This window comes from Streptomyces sp. NPDC031340, assembly GCF_055569945.1.
Genome location: NZ_JBVIIE010000010.1, coordinates 25,527 through 42,152, shown reverse-complemented (window position 1 = coordinate 42,152; position 16,626 = coordinate 25,527). Strand labels below are relative to the sequence as shown.

Here is a 16,626-nt window from a genome sequence, read left to right as displayed (position 1 = left end):
GCGCGGGCGGCGCAGTCAGCGCGGGCGGCGCGTGCCGGGGTGCGGCGGTCCCGGCAGCGCTTGACGACGAGGAGCACCGGCGCGCCCGCACCCGCCCTGCTCAGCCTGGTGCTCGCGCGCCCCGGCCACCGACCACGCGAGCCGTGTGCGTCACTCCGTCATGGCTCCAACTGAGCTGCCGACGCCGGACCTTCGACCCCGAGACACGCGCGCATCCGAGAGCGCATGTCCTTCCAGCGCTCCCAGAGCCGGTGCAGATCCGCTTCGATCTCCTCGAAGGAGCTGTTCGGCATCGGATTGCCCTCTTCCAGGCACTTGATCCGCCGATACGCTCCGGCGAGTTCCTTCGCCACGGCGTCCAGCTCGGCGAGGACGAGAGCCGAAGCGGTCAGCTGAGCCTCCGCGAACGCGGCGTGGTGGGCGTGACGTGCCGTCTCCAGCTGATCGCGCGCGGCGTCCGTGACCGTGCCCAGGTGGACGTCCCACAGGTAGTTCATGAGCTGGATGCGGTAGCGGCGGTATGCCGCGTTGGTGGCGACGTAACAGGCCCGTCGTTCCGAGAGCCGGGCCTCCTCGCGATCCCGCAGCCACTGTGCCTGCACGGCCTGCTGCTGGCGTTCGAACTGCTCGCTCTGGACCCGAGTCACGATCCGCTGGGAGAAGACCGGGGCCAGCAGTGTTCCCGTGACACCGAAGAGTGCGGCGATCAACGCGGTCAGACCATCCCCCATACCTGCCCCCACAGGTTGCCGGACGCACTTCGACGCTCCTCCCATCATGCCCGGCAGGCGGACGCCGATGAAGGGTTCCGGCATGGTCGGGGCACAGGGTGGACGTGGTCCGGCCACCGTCCGAGACGCCGCAGGCGGGCGGCGTCTCGGACGCGGGAGGCGGGAATCGGCCGCCGTGCCGCCTCAGCCGGTCGTGTCGCGTCCTTACTTGTCGTCCGGGGTGATCTCCCACGTGGTGTTGTCGCCGTGCTGCTGCGTCCAGAACAGCCGCCAGCCGCCACGGAACAGCGTCGGGACCTTGGCGCCGAGGATGCCGTCCGTGCCCGGGTCGCCGTCGGAGACGTGGATGCCGGTGATCTCGTTGTCACCGTCGTTCTGGATGCCGCCGTTCACCGAGGACAGCATGTTGTCCAGGGTCGCCGAAGGGTCGCGGCCCTCGGCCAGGAAGCGCACCGGCTGTGCGCCGCGCGAGTAGTCGGTCGTCGTGGCGAAGACGTAACCGGAGTCCAGGGCGCCCCGCTGGGTGTGCAGGGTGTCGCCGGCGTCCTCGACGAAGGCGACGTGCGTGCGGTCGAGGAAGGTGACGTTGTCGATGCCCGTGTGCGCCTTGTCACCGGTGTAGAAGACGCTGAGCTTGCCGTTGTCCGAGCGCGGGTCGCTCTGGGTGAGCTTGTACAGGGTGCCCCAGCCGCCGTAGCCGTCATTGGCGGTGCTGGTGGTGTTGGTGTCGCCGGTGGCGTCGAAGTAGAACTCGCGGAAGTCCGTGCCCGGGCGGAACTGGCCGTTCTCCGTGCGCTTGAACGGGGTCGCGTTGGCCGCCTTCGCCAGGGCGTTGGCGTCGAACGCCTTGCCGCTGGTGTCGGTCTTGGTGTCGTGGAGGGTCACCCAGTGGGTGCTCAGGGCCGGACCGTAGTTGCTCAGGTCCTTCTGGTCGTCGGTGAACGCCCCGCCGGTGGGGTGCCCGCCGTCGACGTTCTGGTACGCGATGGGCGAACCGGTGCGGCGGGAGACCACCTGCAGCGCCTGGAGCCTGCCGCCCTTGGTGAGGTCGTGCTTGTCGTAGGGGACGAGCCGGTAGACGAAGCTGTTGGGGACCTTCGTCTTGGTGGCGACCGTCGTTCCGCCGCTGTCCTCGATCATCCACAGGTTGCCGGCGGAGTCGTTCTGGATGCCCTCGTAGCCGGCCCGTCCGGTGACGAAGGAGATGTCCTCCACCTTCGAGTCGATGTCCGGGGTGGCCTGGAGCACCCCGCCCTCGGCCCCCTCCTCGGAGGTGAAGAGCAGGCGCTTGGCCCAGGGGTCCCAGGTGGAACCGTCGATGGCGGGAAGGCTCGTGCCGTCGGCCTCCTTGGTGGCCAGCAGCGTCACCCGGTGTGCCTGGTCGGCGTCGAGGTTGACGCGGGTGATGTAGCCCGTCCCGCCGCCCTCGTGCCCCTGGAAGAGGAAGCGCGTGCCGTACGGGTAGGACGCGTCCGCGCCGTGCAGGCCGGACATCCTCAGGTAGGTGTTCTTGTCGGGCTCGGTCTTGCTGGCCTCGATCTTCACGCCCGGGGCCTGCTTGACGGCGGGGTCGGGCAGCAGCGTGCCGTCACCGAGGTATCCGTAGTACGGGACCTGCTCGGTGGGGTTCTCCAGCTTCAGGGAGCCCTGCGCGACGGGGTGCTCGGTGAGCCCGGGCGACAGGACATTCGGAGCGGCCACGCCGCGGGCGTCGGCGACAGCAGGCACCGACGACCAGGCGGCCACGCCGCCACTGGCGTCGGCGGCACCGGAAGACAGTGCGAGACCGGCACCGATCACACTCGTCGCCACCACTGTCGCGGCTACGCCGGCACGTCTGTTCTTGGCCATGTGGGATCACCTTTCCGGATGAGCTAGGGCACACAGTCAAGACACAGCCGCCGTCCCACGATGGCTGGACCGGTGTCAGTCCGATTGATGATCCGTGAACATTGGGCGGTCCTGCCCGGTAAGGAAAGTCCAACCGGTAACAGGGCCCCCGTCTCCGCGGGCGCGGCAGCGGTGGCAGACGACGGTCGAGCCTCCGCCGCCGGTCGCAAAGAGCCAGGCCAGCGCCCCGGGACCGAACGCGTTTCCCCCCAGGGGTGGCGGTCAGGCAAGATGGGGTGTATCTGCCCACTGCCAGATTTCAAGTTGCCGGACGGTTTCTCTTGGCTGAGTTCATTTACACCATGCGCAAGGCGCGCAAAGCGCACGGCGACAAGGTGATCCTCGACGACGTCACCCTGAACTTCCTGCCGGGTGCCAAGATCGGCGTCGTCGGTCCGAACGGTGCCGGTAAGTCGACCGTGCTGAAGATCATGGCGGGGCTGGAGCAGCCCTCCAACGGCGACGCGTTCCTGTCACCCGGCTACAGCGTCGGCATCCTGCTCCAGGAGCCCCCGCTGAACGACGAGAAGACCGTCCTGGAGAACGTCCAGGAGGGTGTCGCCGAGATCAAGGGCAAGCTCGACCGGTTCAACGAGATCGCCGAGCTGATGGCGACCGACTACTCGGACGCCCTGCTCGACGAGATGGGCAAGCTCCAGGAGGAGCTCGACCACGCCAACGCCTGGGACCTCGACGCCCAGCTCGAGCAGGCCATGGACGCCCTGGGCTGCCCGCCCGGCGACTGGCCCGTGGTCAACCTCTCCGGTGGCGAGAAGCGCCGGGTGGCGCTCTGCAAGCTCCTCCTCGAGGCCCCCGACCTGCTGCTCCTCGACGAGCCCACCAACCACCTCGACGCCGAGTCGGTGAACTGGCTGGAGCAGCACCTCGCCAAGTACGAGGGCACCGTCGTCGCCGTCACCCACGACCGGTACTTCCTGGACAACGTCGCCGGGTGGATCTGCGAGGTCGACCGCGGCCGCCTGCACGGCTACGAGGGCAACTACTCCAAGTACCTCGAGACCAAGGCCGCCCGCCTCAAGGTCGAGGGCCAGAAGGACGCCAAGCGGCAGAAGCGGCTCAAGGAAGAGCTGGAGTGGGTGCGCTCCAACGCCAAGGGACGGCAGGCGAAGTCCAAGGCGCGTCTGGCCCGCTACGAGGAGATGGCCGCCGAGGCCGAGAAGATGCGGAAGCTGGACTTCGAGGAGATCCAGATCCCGCCGGGCCCGCGGCTGGGCAACGTCGTCGTCGAGGTCGAACACCTCAGGAAGGCCTTCGGTGAGAAGGTCCTCATCGACGACCTCTCCTTCACCCTGCCGCGCAACGGCATCGTCGGCATCATCGGGCCGAACGGCGCGGGCAAGACCACGCTGTTCAAGATGATCCAGGGGCTGGAGAAGCCCGACTCCGGTTCGATCAAGGTCGGCGACACCGTCAAGATCTCCTACGTCGACCAGAGCCGCGAGAACATCGACCCCAAGAAGACGCTGTGGGCCGTCGTCAGCGACGAGCTGGACTACATCAACGTCGGCCAGGTCGAGATGCCCTCGCGGGCCTACGTCTCCGCCTTCGGCTTCAAGGGCCCGGACCAGCAGAAGCCGGCCGGTGTGCTCTCCGGCGGTGAGCGCAACCGCCTGAACCTGGCGCTCACCCTCAAGCAGGGCGGCAACCTGCTGCTCCTCGACGAGCCGACCAACGACCTCGACGTCGAGACGCTCTCCAGCCTGGAGAACGCACTGCTGGAGTTCCCGGGCTGCGCCGTGGTCGTCTCCCACGACCGCTGGTTCCTGGACCGCGTCGCCACCCACATCCTCGCCTACGAGGGCGAGTCCAAGTGGTTCTGGTTCGAGGGCAACTTCGAGTCGTACGAGAAGAACAAGATCGAGCGGCTCGGCGCGGACGCCGCGCGTCCGCACCGCGCCACCTACAAGAAGCTGACCCGGGGCTGATCGATCTTGCGGCACATCTACCGCTGCCCGCTGCGCTGGGCGGACATGGACGCGTACGGGCACGTCAACAACGTGGTCTTCCTGCGCTATCTGGAGGAAGCCCGTATCGACTTCCTGTTCCGCCCGGACAAGGAGTTCCAGCAGGGGTCCGTGGTGGCGCGCCATGAGATCGACTACAAGCGGCAGCTCGTCCACCGGCACGCGCCCGTGGACATCGAGCTGTGGGTCACGGAGATCCGGGCCGCGTCCTTCACCATCGCCTACGAGGTGAAGGACGACGACGTCCTCTACGTCCGCGCCTCGACGGTGATCGTGCCGTTCGACTTCGAGGCGCAGCGGCCCCGCCGGATCACCGCGCAGGAACGGGAGTTCCTCGCGGAGTACCGGGACGACGGCGAGGAGGAGGCCGTCGCCGCATGACGGTGCTCCATCTCGCGGACGAGGGGGAGGCGGCGGATCTCGCGGCCTTCCTCTCCCGGCTGCTCCATTACGACCGCGGAGCGGCGGTCCGCATACAGGCGGCGGGCACCGCGCTCGCCGTCTTCGGCCGCCCGCCGTCCTTCGAGGTGCTGGCGATCCGCGCGGTGCGGCTCGCCAAGCCGTACGAGGACGGGCTCGACGTCGCGCTGGACGTGACCGTCTCGGCCGGTGAACTGCTTGAGTCCGTGGACGAGTCGGCGACCACGGCCGCAGTGCCTGCCGCCGTCACCGGGCCGCCGTGGGCCGGAGTGCTGCCGCCGCGCGGAGGATGGCAGCCCGAGCCCGGTCTCCCGGCGCCGGACGCGCTGCGGGCGGCGGTCGGCGCGGCCGTCGCCGAGTTCCGTGCCCGCACCGGCGAGCTGACGCCTGAGCAGCGGACCAGGGCCGAACTGGACCGCATCGGGCGGGAGATCTGGTCCCGCACGATCGGTGACACCGGGCTGCCGGTGCGGGTCGTGCACGCGGCCCAGTCGCTCGGCTTCCTGCGCCCCGAGGTGGACGACCCTGCGCTGCTCGTCTCGGGCGCCTGGCTGAGGCTGCGCACGCCGTACGGCTCGGTCGCCGTGCGGCGGGCGGGACGTGCGGCGCTGGGCGTCAGCGTCAACCTCCGCTGACGACAGGCAAGCCGATCAGCGCTGCTCGCCGCTGTCGTCCGGCCGGACGGCGATGTGGTCGCTCTCCAGTTCCAGGGCCACCCGGTCCCGCATGCCCAGGGCCTCGGTGTACTCGGCCGGGAGCTGGAGGCGGCCGGCGCGGTCGAGCATGGCGTACTCGCGGGCGACCACCGTCTCGTGGCCGGTCGTCGCGTCGACCTCGCTGCGGCGCAGCACCTCCGTGGACGTGCGGCCGTCCCGGATGGCGACCGTGCGGCGCACCTCCGTGGCGACCGCCTGGTCGTGGGTGACGATGACGACGGTGGTGCCGAGGCGCTCGTTCGCGGTGCGGAAGGCGGCGAAGACCTGTTCCGCGGTGTGCGAGTCGAGTTCGCCGGTGGGCTCGTCGGCGAGCAGCACCGCGGGGTCGTTGGCGAGGGCGACGGCGATGGCCACGCGCTGCTGCTGGCCGCCGGACAGTTGCTGCGGGCGGCGGTCGCGGCAGTCCGCCACATGCAGCAACTCCAGGAGTTTCAGGGCGCGTTCGGCGTGGGCGCGGCGGGCCCCGCGGGTGCGGGCGCCGGACAGTTGCAGCGGGAGGGCGACGTTCTGGGCGGCGGTGAGGTAGGGCAGCAGGTTGCGGGAGGTCTGCTGCCAGACGAAGCCGACGGTGGCGCGGCGGTAGGCCAGGCGGTCCCTGGCGGTCATGGTGAGCAGGTCGTGCCCGGCCACGCGGGCGGCGCCGGCGGTGGGGGTGTCCAGGCCGGCGAGGATGTTCATGAGGGTGGACTTGCCGCTGCCGGACGCGCCCACCAGCGCCATCAACTCGCCCTCGCGGACCAGGAGGTCGAGGCCCTGGAGCGCCTGCACCTCCACTCCGTCCGCGCTGAAGATGCGGACCAGACGGTCGCAGGTGATCAGCGCGTCGTGGCCGTAGGCCGGGCGGTCGCGGCGCGCGGCGGCGCGGTCGGCCAGGTCGGCGAGGGTGGGGTTCGTCGTCATCGGGCTGCCTCCTCGACCGGCGCTCCGACGGGGGCCGGGTGGGTCGTCGGGCGTGGTCCGTGCGTGGTCCGGGTAGGCGCTTCGACGGGGCTCGGGTGGTGTGTCCGGCGGGGTCCGGCCGCGGTTCCGGCGGGCCGTCCGATGAGGGCAGGGCGGGATGCCGGGTGTCTTCCGCTCACCGTCTCGGGGTGCGATCCGGCGGGGCCCAGGCCAGCCGTCGGGCGTGTGCGTGTCATGCCCTCGGCTTCGGTGGGCCGTACGACGCGGGCCGGGTGCGTCATCGGCTGTCTCCCGCGCGCAGTTCCGTGATCGATCCTCGGCGCCCCGTCCACCATGCTTGCACCCCCGCGACGGCCACCGTCACCGCCAGGATCGCCAGCGCGGGCACCGCCAGCGACATCGCGTCCGTACGCAACTCGGTGCGGCCCGGGGCGGGTTCGGCGGAGGCGAGGGCGATCGTCGTCAGGTCGACGCCGGGCGACAGCAGCCGGATCGCCGCCCAGCCGGTCAACGCGCCGCCCGCCGCGGCCGGCAGCGCCTGCGGCAGCGACTCCAGGACCAGCAACCGGCGGCCCTGCGCCCGGGTCAGGCCCATCGTGCGCAGGCGGGCCAGCAGGGCGGCTCGTTCGGGGGCGGCGCGCAGCAGGGACAGCAGCAGGGCCAGTACGGCGTAGCCCGCGCCCGCCGCCACGGCGGCGATGTAGACGCGCTCGGCGCCGGACTGCAGGGGCGAGTCGACGTACCGGGCCCGCTCCTCCGCCCGCACCTGCACGCCCCCGGCGCCGCTCGCCGCCCGGCGCAGCGCGCCCGCGTCGATCCGGCCGCCGGTGAGCAGCAGCGCGTTGGGACGGGCGGCCTCCCGGCTCAGCCCGGCGCGGTCGACGACCAGGAAGTCGGCGCCGGTCACGGCGGGTGTGCGGGCCCGGACCAGGGCGACCCGGACGGCGACCGTGCTGCCGTCCTCCAGCCGCACCGGGAACGGCCGGGTGCCGTACGTGCGCGCCACCTCCGGGGAGGCCAGCGCCGGAAGCGCCCCGCCGCCCGCCGGACGCCTCAGCCGACCGGCGTCGAACGCCCCGAGCCCGGTGCGGTCCGCCAGTTCGGCGTAGTCGCGCGGGTCCACGCCCGCCAGCGGCACCGACTGCCTGCCGTCCTCCGGCTTGGCCTGGTAGGCGATGCTCACCTCGGCCAGCCCCCGCACACCGGGGGACCGGCGCACCCGCTCGGGCAGCCCCGACGGCAGCGGGGCGGTCGCCTCGACGCGGGCGTCGGCGCCGACGGCGAGCAGCGCCGCGTGGTCGCGGGCCTCGCGCACGCCCGCCAGGACCGAACCGCCGAACGCGGCCGTGGTCAGCGCCGCCAGCAGCGCCAGCAGGGGCAGCACCGCGGAGGCGGAGGCGCGGCCCGCGCGGGCCAGCGACAGGACGCCCAGCAACCCCCGCAGCCGGGCGGCCGGGCGGGCCAGCGCGCGCAGCGGCAGCGGGTGCAGGCGGGCCAGCAGCAGGGCCGCGGCCACGCCGATCAGCACCGGGGCCTGCGCGCCGAGCTGATCACCGGTCGCGCCCCGCCTGCGCAGGGTCTCGACCGCGGCCAGCGCCACGGCCACCACGGTGAGCTCCGCGACCGTACGGCGCCGGGACGGACGTACCGCCGTCACGTCCTGCCGGCCGCCGTGGACCCGGACCGCCCGGTGCGCGAGCGCGGCCCGCAGCGGGAACGCGGCGCAGGCGGCCACCGTGACCGTGGCCGCCGCGGCGACGGCGGGCAGCGGACGCCCGCCGGGGAGGGCGAGGAGCGCCACCGCCAGGCCCACCGCTCCCGCGGGCAGCGCGACGACCGCGGTCTCGGCGAGCAGACGTCCCGTCACGCCCGGCAGGGAGCCGCCGCGGGCGCGCAGCAGGGTGAGTTCGGCGCGGCGGCGGTCGGCGGCGAGGGCGCCGGCCATCAGCAGGACGACGGCGGCGACCGTGCCGGTGCCGAAGGCGGCCACGGCGACGAGCGGCCGGACGCCCGCGCGCAGCCGTGTGAAGCGGCCGAGGACGTCGTCCAGGCCGGTCTCGGCGTCCGTGGCCGGGTCGGTCGCCGCGCGCACCGCGAGCAGGTCCGGACCGGACTCCAGGGAGGCGATCGCCGACCGCAGCCGGTCCGCGTCATGGGCGTGGAGGTCACCGGTGGCGGGCGTCAACTGCCAGTAGCGCCAAGGGTTCCCGGCCGTCCCCAGCATCGCCGGGGCCGCGTCGGGGGCCAGCAGCAGGGCGCCCAGCCAGTACTTGTCGGCGTCGGCGCCCCCGCCCGGCACCCGGACCAGGCTCGGGCTGCGCAGCAGGGGCTGGGTCGCCCAGTAGCCGCCGTCCGGGTCGCGCGGAGCGACGACGCCGGTGACACGGACGGCGAGCGGGGCGCGTTCCACGGCGGGCAGGTGGATCACCGCACCGGTCCTGATGCGCAGCTTCCTCGCGGTCTCGGCGGTGACGGCGGCCTCCACCGCGGGCGTGGCGGCGGTCACCCGCCCGGCGGCACGGGGCAGGCGGCCGGAACGGACCGTCGCGTGCCCGGCCAGACCGTTCTGCGCGGCGAGCACGAACTGGGCGGGCAGCCCCGTCGGCCGGGGCAGCCACGGGTCCGGCGCGGGCAGCGGGCGGCCGGTGCGCACCCCGTACGTCGACTGGCCGGGGTCCGCGACGAGCGGCCGTCCGACCGCGGCGCGGACGCGCGCGTACTGCCGGCCGAGCGGGCCGGGACGCAGCGCCTCCTCCCGCCGTTCCCGGGGCAGGCGCAGGTCCGGCTGCGGGGCGGACAGGCGCAGGGCGGTGCTGTCGGGACGCGCCTGTGTGACGGCCCGGCGCAGCCCGGCGTCCTCGTACCGGTCGACCGCCGACGGGAAGGCGGCCGCCAGAAACGCGGTCAGCGCCACCAGCACCGCCAGCGCGCACGCGGCGACGGGCGCGGCACGCAGACGGGTCCGGACCCACGGGGCCGGAACCGGGCACGCGGGCGCGGACGAGGCCGGGGACGCGGGCGCGGACGGCACCGCGGACCGGGCCGGGGCCGGGGGAGCGCCGCCCGCCTCCGCGCCGCTCGTGTCCGTGTCGCCCGCCTCCGTGCGGCCCGCGTCCGCGCCGTCGACTTCCGTGCGGCCCGCCTTCGCGCCGTCGGCTCCCGTGCCACTGGTGCCCGTGCGGCCCGCGTCCGCGCCGCCGACTCCCGTGCGGCCCGCGTCCGCGCCGCCGACTCCCGCGCGGCCCGCGTCCGCGTTGCTGGCTGCCGTGCTGCGTGCGTCCGTGCCGCCGACTTCCGTGCGGCCCGCCTTCGCGCCGTCGGCTCCCGTGCCACTGGTGCCCGCGCGGCCCGCGTCCGTGCCGTCGGCTCCCGCGCGGCCCGCGTCCGCGCCGCCGACTCCCGTGCCGCCCGCGTCCCTGCCACCGGCGCCCGCGCCGTCCGCGCCCGCGCTCGCCCCGTCCGTGTCCCTGTGTGGACGCATGTCACTCGCCTCCCTGCTCGCGCAGTGACCTCGCCGGGTCGGTCCGGCGCAGTGCCAGCAGGGCGGTGACCAGGAGCGGGGTCGCCGCCACGGCCGCGAGGACCAGGGCCAGCCGGGGGAGCGGGAGTTCCACGAGCACCTCCGGCACCGGGCGGGTCGCCTGCGCGGTCAGCACGGTCAGCGGGATCACCGCCCGGGCCAGCACGGTCCCCAGCACCGTGCCCACCAGCAGCGCCAGCGCCGCCAGCACGCCCTGCTCCACGGCGATCATGCGGGCGAGCCGTCGGCGCGGGGCGCCCAGGGCGCGCAGTACGGCGAGTTCGGCGCCCCGCTCCCGCAGCGAGCCCGCCGCGCTCACCGCGAACCCGACCGCGGCCAGCGCCGCGGCAACCGCGGCCGTCGCCGCGAACGCGGCCTCGGGGCCCGCGCCGAACGGGTCGTCGCGCAGGTGTGCCGCCGTCTCGTCCCGCACCACGACCTGACCGGCCTCCAGGTCGGGCAGCGCCCGCAGCCGCTCGGCGACCCGCGCCGACGCGCCCGGGTCGGTGCGCAACCACCACTCCGTCGGCGTGACGCTCGCCCCGTACCGCTCGGCCAGCACCCGGTTCACCGACCGCAGATCGACCAGCAGGGCCCCGCCGTCCGCGTCGCCGGTCGTCGGCAGCGCCCGCACCGACGCCACGATCCGCACCGGCACGTTCTCGCCGCCGAGCGTCACGTCCACCCGCCGGCCGACGCGCGCGCCCGCCGAGGCGAGGAAACGGTCGGTCGCGACGGCCCTGACCTCCGCGGCCCGCACGGGTTGCGCGACCCGCATCCGCACCGTCACCGAGGCGATCACCCAGGTCTCGTCGGCCGGGATGTGCCCCGTGTCGTACTCGACGGCCGGCGGCCCCGACGAACTCACCTTCGGGCGGGTGGGGTTGGTGTCGGCCTCCGGGGACGCGAGCTGCCCGTCGCCGCCCGAGTCGGCCGTCCAGGCGGCCGGCAGCGGCAGCCGCCGTACGGTCCCGTCGGTGCCGGTGGCCGTCAGGCGGCCCAGCACCAGGCGGTGCCGTTCGGAGTGCCCGACCGGCTGGGACATCACCAGTTGCAGGCCGGTGAGCGTCAGCGGGCCCGGCGGGACCGTGACCCCGAGGGTGTGGGCGCGGCCGTCGGCGGGGAGTTCGCCCGCCGGGACCTGGTACGGGGTGCCGTACCGGTCCTCCAGGGTGAGCGTCGCGTCCGTCGTGGTGCCCTGCTGCCGCGAGGTGCGCAGGGTCGCCGTCAGCCGCAGCCGGGCGGTGCGCGCGGGCACCCGGGCGCCGGCCGTCGCCCCCTTTGGGCCGAGCCCGGCGAGCAGCGGCCGCACCGGCCGCGACGCCAGGTCCCGGCGCATCAGCACCGCGTCCGCCGCGTGCGCGGTGTCCAGCGCCAGCAGGGCCGCCGTGCGGTCCCCGGACAGCGGCAGCTCGGTCCGGACGGCGGGCGCGGCCTCGCGGACGTGCGGGATAGCCGCGTACGTGTCCGAGCGGCCCGGGCCGTCCTCCCCGGCGGCGACGACCCGTACGGCGGCGCCGGCGCCGAAGTCCGCCTGGTCGTCCTGCGAGCGGTCCCAGGAGGCGCCCTGCGCCACGGCCAGCATGCCGAGCGCGACGGCGAGCACCAGCAGCAGCACCGGGCCCGCGCCGCGCGCCGGGCGGCGGCTGAGCTGCCAGCCCGCCAGCGCCGCCGTCAGCCCGCGCCCGCCGGCCGCCCGGCGCTCGGCGAGCCGTGCCACCGGAGGCAGCAGCCGCAGTGTCAGCACCGTCCCGGCGAGCAGCGCCAGCGCGGGCGCCGCCACCAGCAGCGGGTCGATGCCCAGGGTGCCCCGGCTCCCCTCGGCCACCGCGCCGGAGTCCTGCCGGCCGAGCTGCCAGTACGCGACCCCGGCCACCGCCAGCAGTCCCAGGTCCGCGCCCGCCCGCACCGCCCCCGGCAGCGACCGGGCCCGGCCCGCCCGGAACCCCTCGACGGTGAGCGCCGGCAGCGTCACCGCCAGCGCGCACCCCAGGGCCATGCCCGCCGCGACCAGCCACACCCCGGGCCGGCCGCCGGGCGGCACGTCCAGGCGCAGCCCGATCCGGGCCAGCGCCCCCTGCCCGGCCAGCAGCCGGGTGAGCGGTCCCGACAGCGGCGGCGCGCACAGCACCGCGGGCGCCGCCAGGAACAGCGCCTCCACGGCGGCGATGCCCGCGATCCGGGCCCGGGAGCCGCCGCGCGCCCTCAGCAGCCGCGTCTCGCCCGCCCGTTCGGCGCTCAGCAGCCGGGCCACCAGCAGCAGCGCGCAGGCGGCGAGCAGGGCGAGCTGCAGCGCGACGATCAGCAGGGTGGAGCGGGAGACCAGCAGTGAGCGCTCGACACGGTCCAGGACGTCCGGGAGGGAGGTGCCGGCGGCGGTCGTGCCGCTCAGCGCGGGCTGCCCGCGCAGGGCCTTGCTCTCCGACCGGGCCGCCCGGCGTAACGCGTCGATCCGCCCGGTCGTCACGGAGGAGAAGTCGGCCGACGCCAGCCAGGCCGACGGTCCGCCGCTCACCTTCCCCGCGGTCAGCACGCCGGGGGCGGTGAGCAGCGGGCCGTACGTCGTGAAGCCGACCGTCCGCACGCCCCGGCCGCCGAGGTCGTCCAGCCGCCAGTAGGGGGCGTCGGCCGCCGCGGGACGGTAGACGCCGGTGAGGCTGACGCGCACCTTCGGGCCGCCGAGCCGGTCGGCGAGGGTGAGGCGGGCGCCCGGCCGCAGGCCGAGAGCGCGGGCGGCGGCCTGCGGCAGGGCGGCCTCGACGCCGTCCCCCGGGCGGTCGCGGGGGGCACGGCCCGCGACCACGCGCACCTGCGTGGGGTCCAGCGCGGCGAAGTGCGTCAGGTCCGGGTCGCCGGACCGTTCGGCGGGCGGCCGCAGCGAGCGGGGCAGCGCGTACGGTCCGGAGCGCAGCAGCGTCCGCACGGTCACCGGCAGTCCGTCGAAGGCCCGCCGCGCGCCCGCCCGGACGGCGTCCTCGGCGGCGGCGCGACGGCCGGCCGGCACGTCGGCCTTGACGATCAGCGCCGCGTCGGCGGCGTTCGACGGGTCGGCCAGCGAGTGCCGCAGGGCCGCGTCGCCGATCGCGCCCGCGTAGGCGGTCAGCGTGGTCAGGACCGCCGTGGTCAGCAGGACGGTGAGCAGGGCGGCGGCGAGCAGCAACCGGTGCGCGCGGGCACGCAGCAGCACGAACCGTGCGGTCGCCACCGCTGCGGTCGCCGCCCCTAATCCGGTCACCCGGCCCCCCGTGGTTGTCCAGACCTCCGGGCGATGCTGTCAGAGGCGAGGGGGCGCAGGTAAGCGCTTGTGCAGCGGCCTTGACCGGATTGTGACCGGAATCCGGCGCCGCGCGACCGGAATCCGTACGTCCGTCCGGCCGGTCGGTCCCCGGTCAGTCCGGGGTGTTCACCATCGAGGCCGCCGCGTACGTCAGGTACTTCCACAGCTGCTGCTCGTGCTCCTCGGACAGGCCGAGTTCGTCGAGGGCCACCCGCATGTGCCGCAGCCAGGCATCGTGCGCCTCCCGGTCCACGGTGAAGGGGGCGTGCCGCATGCGCAGCCGGGGGTGGCCGCGGTTCTCGCTGTACGTCGTCGGACCGCCCCAGTACTGGATCAGGAACAGCGTCAGCCGGTCCTCGGCCGGGCCGAGGTCCTCCTCCGGGTACATCGGCCGCAGGACCGGGTCCTCGGCGACTCCCTCGTAGAAGCGGTGCACCAGGCGGCGGAAGGTCTTCTCCCCGCCGACCTGCTCGTAGAAGGTCTGCTCCTGAAGCGTGCCGCGCCGAATCTCATTCACGCCCCCATGGTCGCAGACGGCGCGCGCGAAGACCCAGGCCCTCGGACCGCCGGGACCCGCCCCGCAGCCGTCCCCTGCCCGCCTTGTCCGTCACCGTGGCGGACCGCCCGTAGTGTGGAGGTATGGGCGCGCACGCTCTCGACAGGGATCTGGAAGACCTGGCCGCCTCCGCCCGGCAGGCGCTGGTGCGGCGGATCGACGCGAGCGGGGCGTGGGAGGCCGACCCGGTGTGGCGGGAGGCGTTCGCGGCCGTCCCGCGTCATCTGTTCGTGCCGTACTACTACGTCGGCGTCCGGGGCGGCTACGAACGCCGGTGGGGCGAGACCCCCGACCCGGCGGCGCGCGAGGACTGGCTGCGCGGCGCCTACTCCGACGCCCCGCTGGCCACCCGGCTGCGCGACGGCGACCTGGTCTCCTCCAGCAGCCAGCCCTCGCTCATGGCGCGGATGCTGGTCGCACTGCGGGTACGGGACGGCGACCGGGTTCTGGAGATCGGCACCGGAACCGGCTACAACGCGGCGCTGCTGGCCCACCGGCTCGGCGACGACGACCTGGTCACCACCGTCGACCTCGACCCGGAGATCACCGAGTCGGCGCGGCGGCACCTGGCCGCCGCCGGACACCGTCCGGCCGTCGTCACCGGCGACGGGGCCCGCGGCGTCCCCGAGCGCGCCCCCTTCGACCGGATCGTCGCGACCTGCGCCCTGACGTCCGTACCGCCCGCCTGGCTCGCCCAGTGCCACCCCGGCGCGCGCGTCCTGGCCCCGCTCGCCACCGGCCTGATCGCGCTGACCGTCCGCGACGGCGGACACGCCGAGGGGCACTTCCTGCCCACGCCCGCCTACTTCGTGCCGCTGCGCGGCGGGACCGGCTCGCGGCCCGAGCCCCCGGACCTCGACGCGGTGCCCGACCACGCCCGGGGCGACGAACTGTTCGGCTTCCTGCTGGCGCTGACCCGCGGCAGCCTCGACGCGCGGGAGGCCTACGTCCTGTGGGAGCGCGAGGGACGGCCGCTACGGGAGCGCTACGGCATCACGGCCGGCCAGGAACGCGCGTGGGCCTGGCTGGACGACCCGGAGGGGCCGTACGCCTGGCCCCTCCCCGCCTGATACCGCCTGATCCAACCCGATCCTGCCCGATCCTGCCTGATCCTGGCCCGGCGGCTCAGCCGCGCCGGATGGTGATCGTCGTCCACGCGCCGACGTGCACCCGGTCGCCGTCCTGCAGCGGCACCGGCACGAAGGGCTGGATGGGCTCCTCGGAACCGTTGACCGTGGTGCCGTTGGTGGAGTTCTGGTCGACGACCGCCCAGCCGCCGTCCGGCTGCTGCACCAGCACCGCGTGCTGGTGCGAGACGCCCGGGTCCTCCGGCGGCACCGACAGGTCGATGTCGGGGGTGTCGCCGGTGGAGTGGCGCCGGCGGCCGATGGTGACCTGGTTGCCGTTGAGGGTGCGCTGCTGCTCGGGCGAGTACGCGGGCAGGTTGAGCCCCGCGGCCTCGGGGCCGGAGCGCTGCATCATCGCCATGAAGTACTCGCGGTCCGGCCCGATGGTCGCCGTCCAGGACGCCGGCTGCTGCTGGTACGCGGGGCCGGGCGGGGCCTGGGTCGCGCCGGGCTGCGGATAGCCGTAGCCGCCGCCCGGTCCGCGGCCGCCGGGACCGCTCGGAGCGCCCGGACCGCCGGGAGCACCATGGCTGCCCGGAGCGCCGGGGCCGCCGTGGGCGCCGGGGCCGGACGAAGGCGGGGAGATCACCCAGTCGTCGTCACCGGGGCCGAAGGGCGGACCGCCCTGCGGGGACCGTCCCGGCGTCTCCTGCGGGAACGTGGGCGGAGCGGGCGCGCCGGACGGCTGGTACCCCTGCGGCGCGCCACCGGGCGCACCGGGGCCACCGTGACCGGCAGGACCGCCGGGGCCACCGTGACCACCAGGACCGCCGGGGTCACCGTGACCACCAGGCCCGCCGTGACCACTGGGCCCGCCGTGACCACCGAAGCCGCCGGGGCCTCCCGCACCGGGAGCGCCGAAGCCGCCGCCGGGGCCGCCGGGACCACCTGGGCCGCCGGAGCCAGGAGCGCCGAAGCCGCCGGGGCCCGCGGGACCGCCGGAGCCGCCGGGGCCCGCGGGCGGGGTCGGGCCGGGCGGCGGGACCGGGCGCGAGGGGTCGGGGCCGAAGTTGGAGGGGCCGGACGGCTCGCTGCCGAACGACGGGATCGGCTCGGCGGGCCGGTTCATCTGCGACGGGCGGGAGCCCTGGTAGTCGAAGGCGTCACCCCCGCCGTACGACGGTCCCGGCGGCTGCTGGTAGCGCGCGGACGGGCCCGGGCCGGGCGCCGGCGGGCGCGGGGCGGCCGGGGTGTAGGAGGTCGCGGTGTTCGTCAGGAAGTTCCACCGGCACTCCTCGCAGAAGGGCGCGCCGCCCTCGCGGGGCGTGCGGCACTGCGGGCACAGCTCCGGCTCGTGGTCCGGCACGGCCGACAGATGCGGGCGGCCGCCGGGCTGGGTGCCCTGCGGGGGCGGGAAGCCGTAGCCGCCGCCGGGTACGGGCGGGGGCGGTGGGGGTGGCGGGGGCACGGCACCGGCCATGCGGTGACCGCAGACCTCGCACCAGTCGTCGGAACCCGACTGGTGTCCGTTCGGGCAGGTCGGCATGTCGGCGCTTCCCCCTCT

Annotated in this window: 11 protein-coding genes; 4 read left to right on the top strand and 7 right to left on the bottom strand. The window is 75.0% G+C overall.

Annotation, left to right across the window (positions count from 1 at the left end; genetic code table 11):
- Positions 1-158: 158 nt before the first annotated feature.
- Positions 159-731, bottom strand: coding sequence for a hypothetical protein (locus ACZ5GT_RS09645; RefSeq protein WP_469017924.1), 573 nt, complete (start codon positions 729-731; stop codon positions 159-161).
- Between the two features lie 204 nt (positions 732-935).
- Positions 936-2,582 (bottom strand): hypothetical protein, encoded by a 1,647-nt coding sequence (locus ACZ5GT_RS09640; RefSeq protein WP_469017919.1) that lies wholly within the window; start codon positions 2,580-2,582, stop codon positions 936-938.
- A gap of 320 nt (positions 2,583-2,902) precedes the next feature.
- Between ACZ5GT_RS09640 and ettA the strand changes: the two genes are divergently transcribed.
- Genes ettA through ACZ5GT_RS09625 form a run of 3 tightly spaced genes read left to right on the top strand, consistent with a single transcriptional unit; the run spans position 2,903 to position 5,661 of the window.
- Complete coding sequence (ettA, locus tag ACZ5GT_RS09635) at positions 2,903-4,567, top strand: energy-dependent translational throttle protein EttA (RefSeq protein WP_469017916.1); 1,665 nt, start codon at positions 2,903-2,905, stop codon at positions 4,565-4,567.
- Positions 4,568-4,573: 6 nt separating this feature from the next.
- Positions 4,574-4,987 carry an acyl-CoA thioesterase gene (locus ACZ5GT_RS09630; protein WP_469017912.1) on the top strand — a complete coding sequence of 138 codons (414 nt, stop codon included), beginning with the start codon at positions 4,574-4,576 and terminating at the stop codon, positions 4,985-4,987.
- Positions 4,984-5,661, top strand: a complete 678-nt coding sequence (locus ACZ5GT_RS09625; RefSeq protein ID WP_469017909.1) for a DUF8185 domain-containing protein — start codon at positions 4,984-4,986, stop codon at positions 5,659-5,661. Before ACZ5GT_RS09630 ends, ACZ5GT_RS09625 begins: the two co-directional genes overlap by 4 nt.
- Before the next feature lie 15 nt (positions 5,662-5,676).
- Here ACZ5GT_RS09625 and ACZ5GT_RS09620 read toward each other — a convergent pair whose 3' ends face one another.
- The 4 genes from ACZ5GT_RS09620 to ACZ5GT_RS09605 all read right to left on the bottom strand — a co-directional run bounded on the left by ACZ5GT_RS09620 (position 5,677) and on the right by ACZ5GT_RS09605 (position 13,956).
- Positions 5,677-6,642 (bottom strand): ABC transporter ATP-binding protein, encoded by a 966-nt coding sequence (locus tag ACZ5GT_RS09620; RefSeq protein ID WP_469017906.1) that lies wholly within the window; start codon positions 6,640-6,642, stop codon positions 5,677-5,679.
- 277 nt (positions 6,643-6,919) lie between these two features.
- Entirely contained in the window at positions 6,920-10,123 is a 3,204-nt protein-coding gene (locus ACZ5GT_RS09615) for an FtsX-like permease family protein (protein ID WP_469017901.1), read from the bottom strand.
- A gap of 1 nt (position 10,124) precedes the next feature.
- Positions 10,125-13,397, bottom strand: a complete 3,273-nt coding sequence (locus ACZ5GT_RS09610; RefSeq protein ID WP_469017898.1) for an FtsX-like permease family protein — start codon at positions 13,395-13,397, stop codon at positions 10,125-10,127.
- A 154-nt stretch (positions 13,398-13,551) separates the two neighbouring features.
- Positions 13,552-13,956 (bottom strand): globin, encoded by a 405-nt coding sequence (locus ACZ5GT_RS09605; RefSeq protein ID WP_469017895.1) that lies wholly within the window; start codon positions 13,954-13,956, stop codon positions 13,552-13,554.
- Positions 13,957-14,078: 122 nt separating this feature from the next.
- On the opposite strand from ACZ5GT_RS09605, the gene ACZ5GT_RS09600 reads away from it, so the two are divergent.
- Entirely contained in the window at positions 14,079-15,065 is a 987-nt protein-coding gene (locus ACZ5GT_RS09600; protein WP_469017892.1) for a methyltransferase domain-containing protein, read from the top strand.
- Between the two features lie 55 nt (positions 15,066-15,120).
- Here the strand turns inward: ACZ5GT_RS09600 and ACZ5GT_RS09595 are convergent, their stop codons facing one another.
- Positions 15,121-16,608 carry an FHA domain-containing protein gene (locus tag ACZ5GT_RS09595; protein ID WP_469017889.1) on the bottom strand — a complete coding sequence of 496 codons (1,488 nt, stop codon included), beginning with the start codon at positions 16,606-16,608 and terminating at the stop codon, positions 15,121-15,123.
- Between the last annotated feature and the right edge of the window lie 18 nt (positions 16,609-16,626).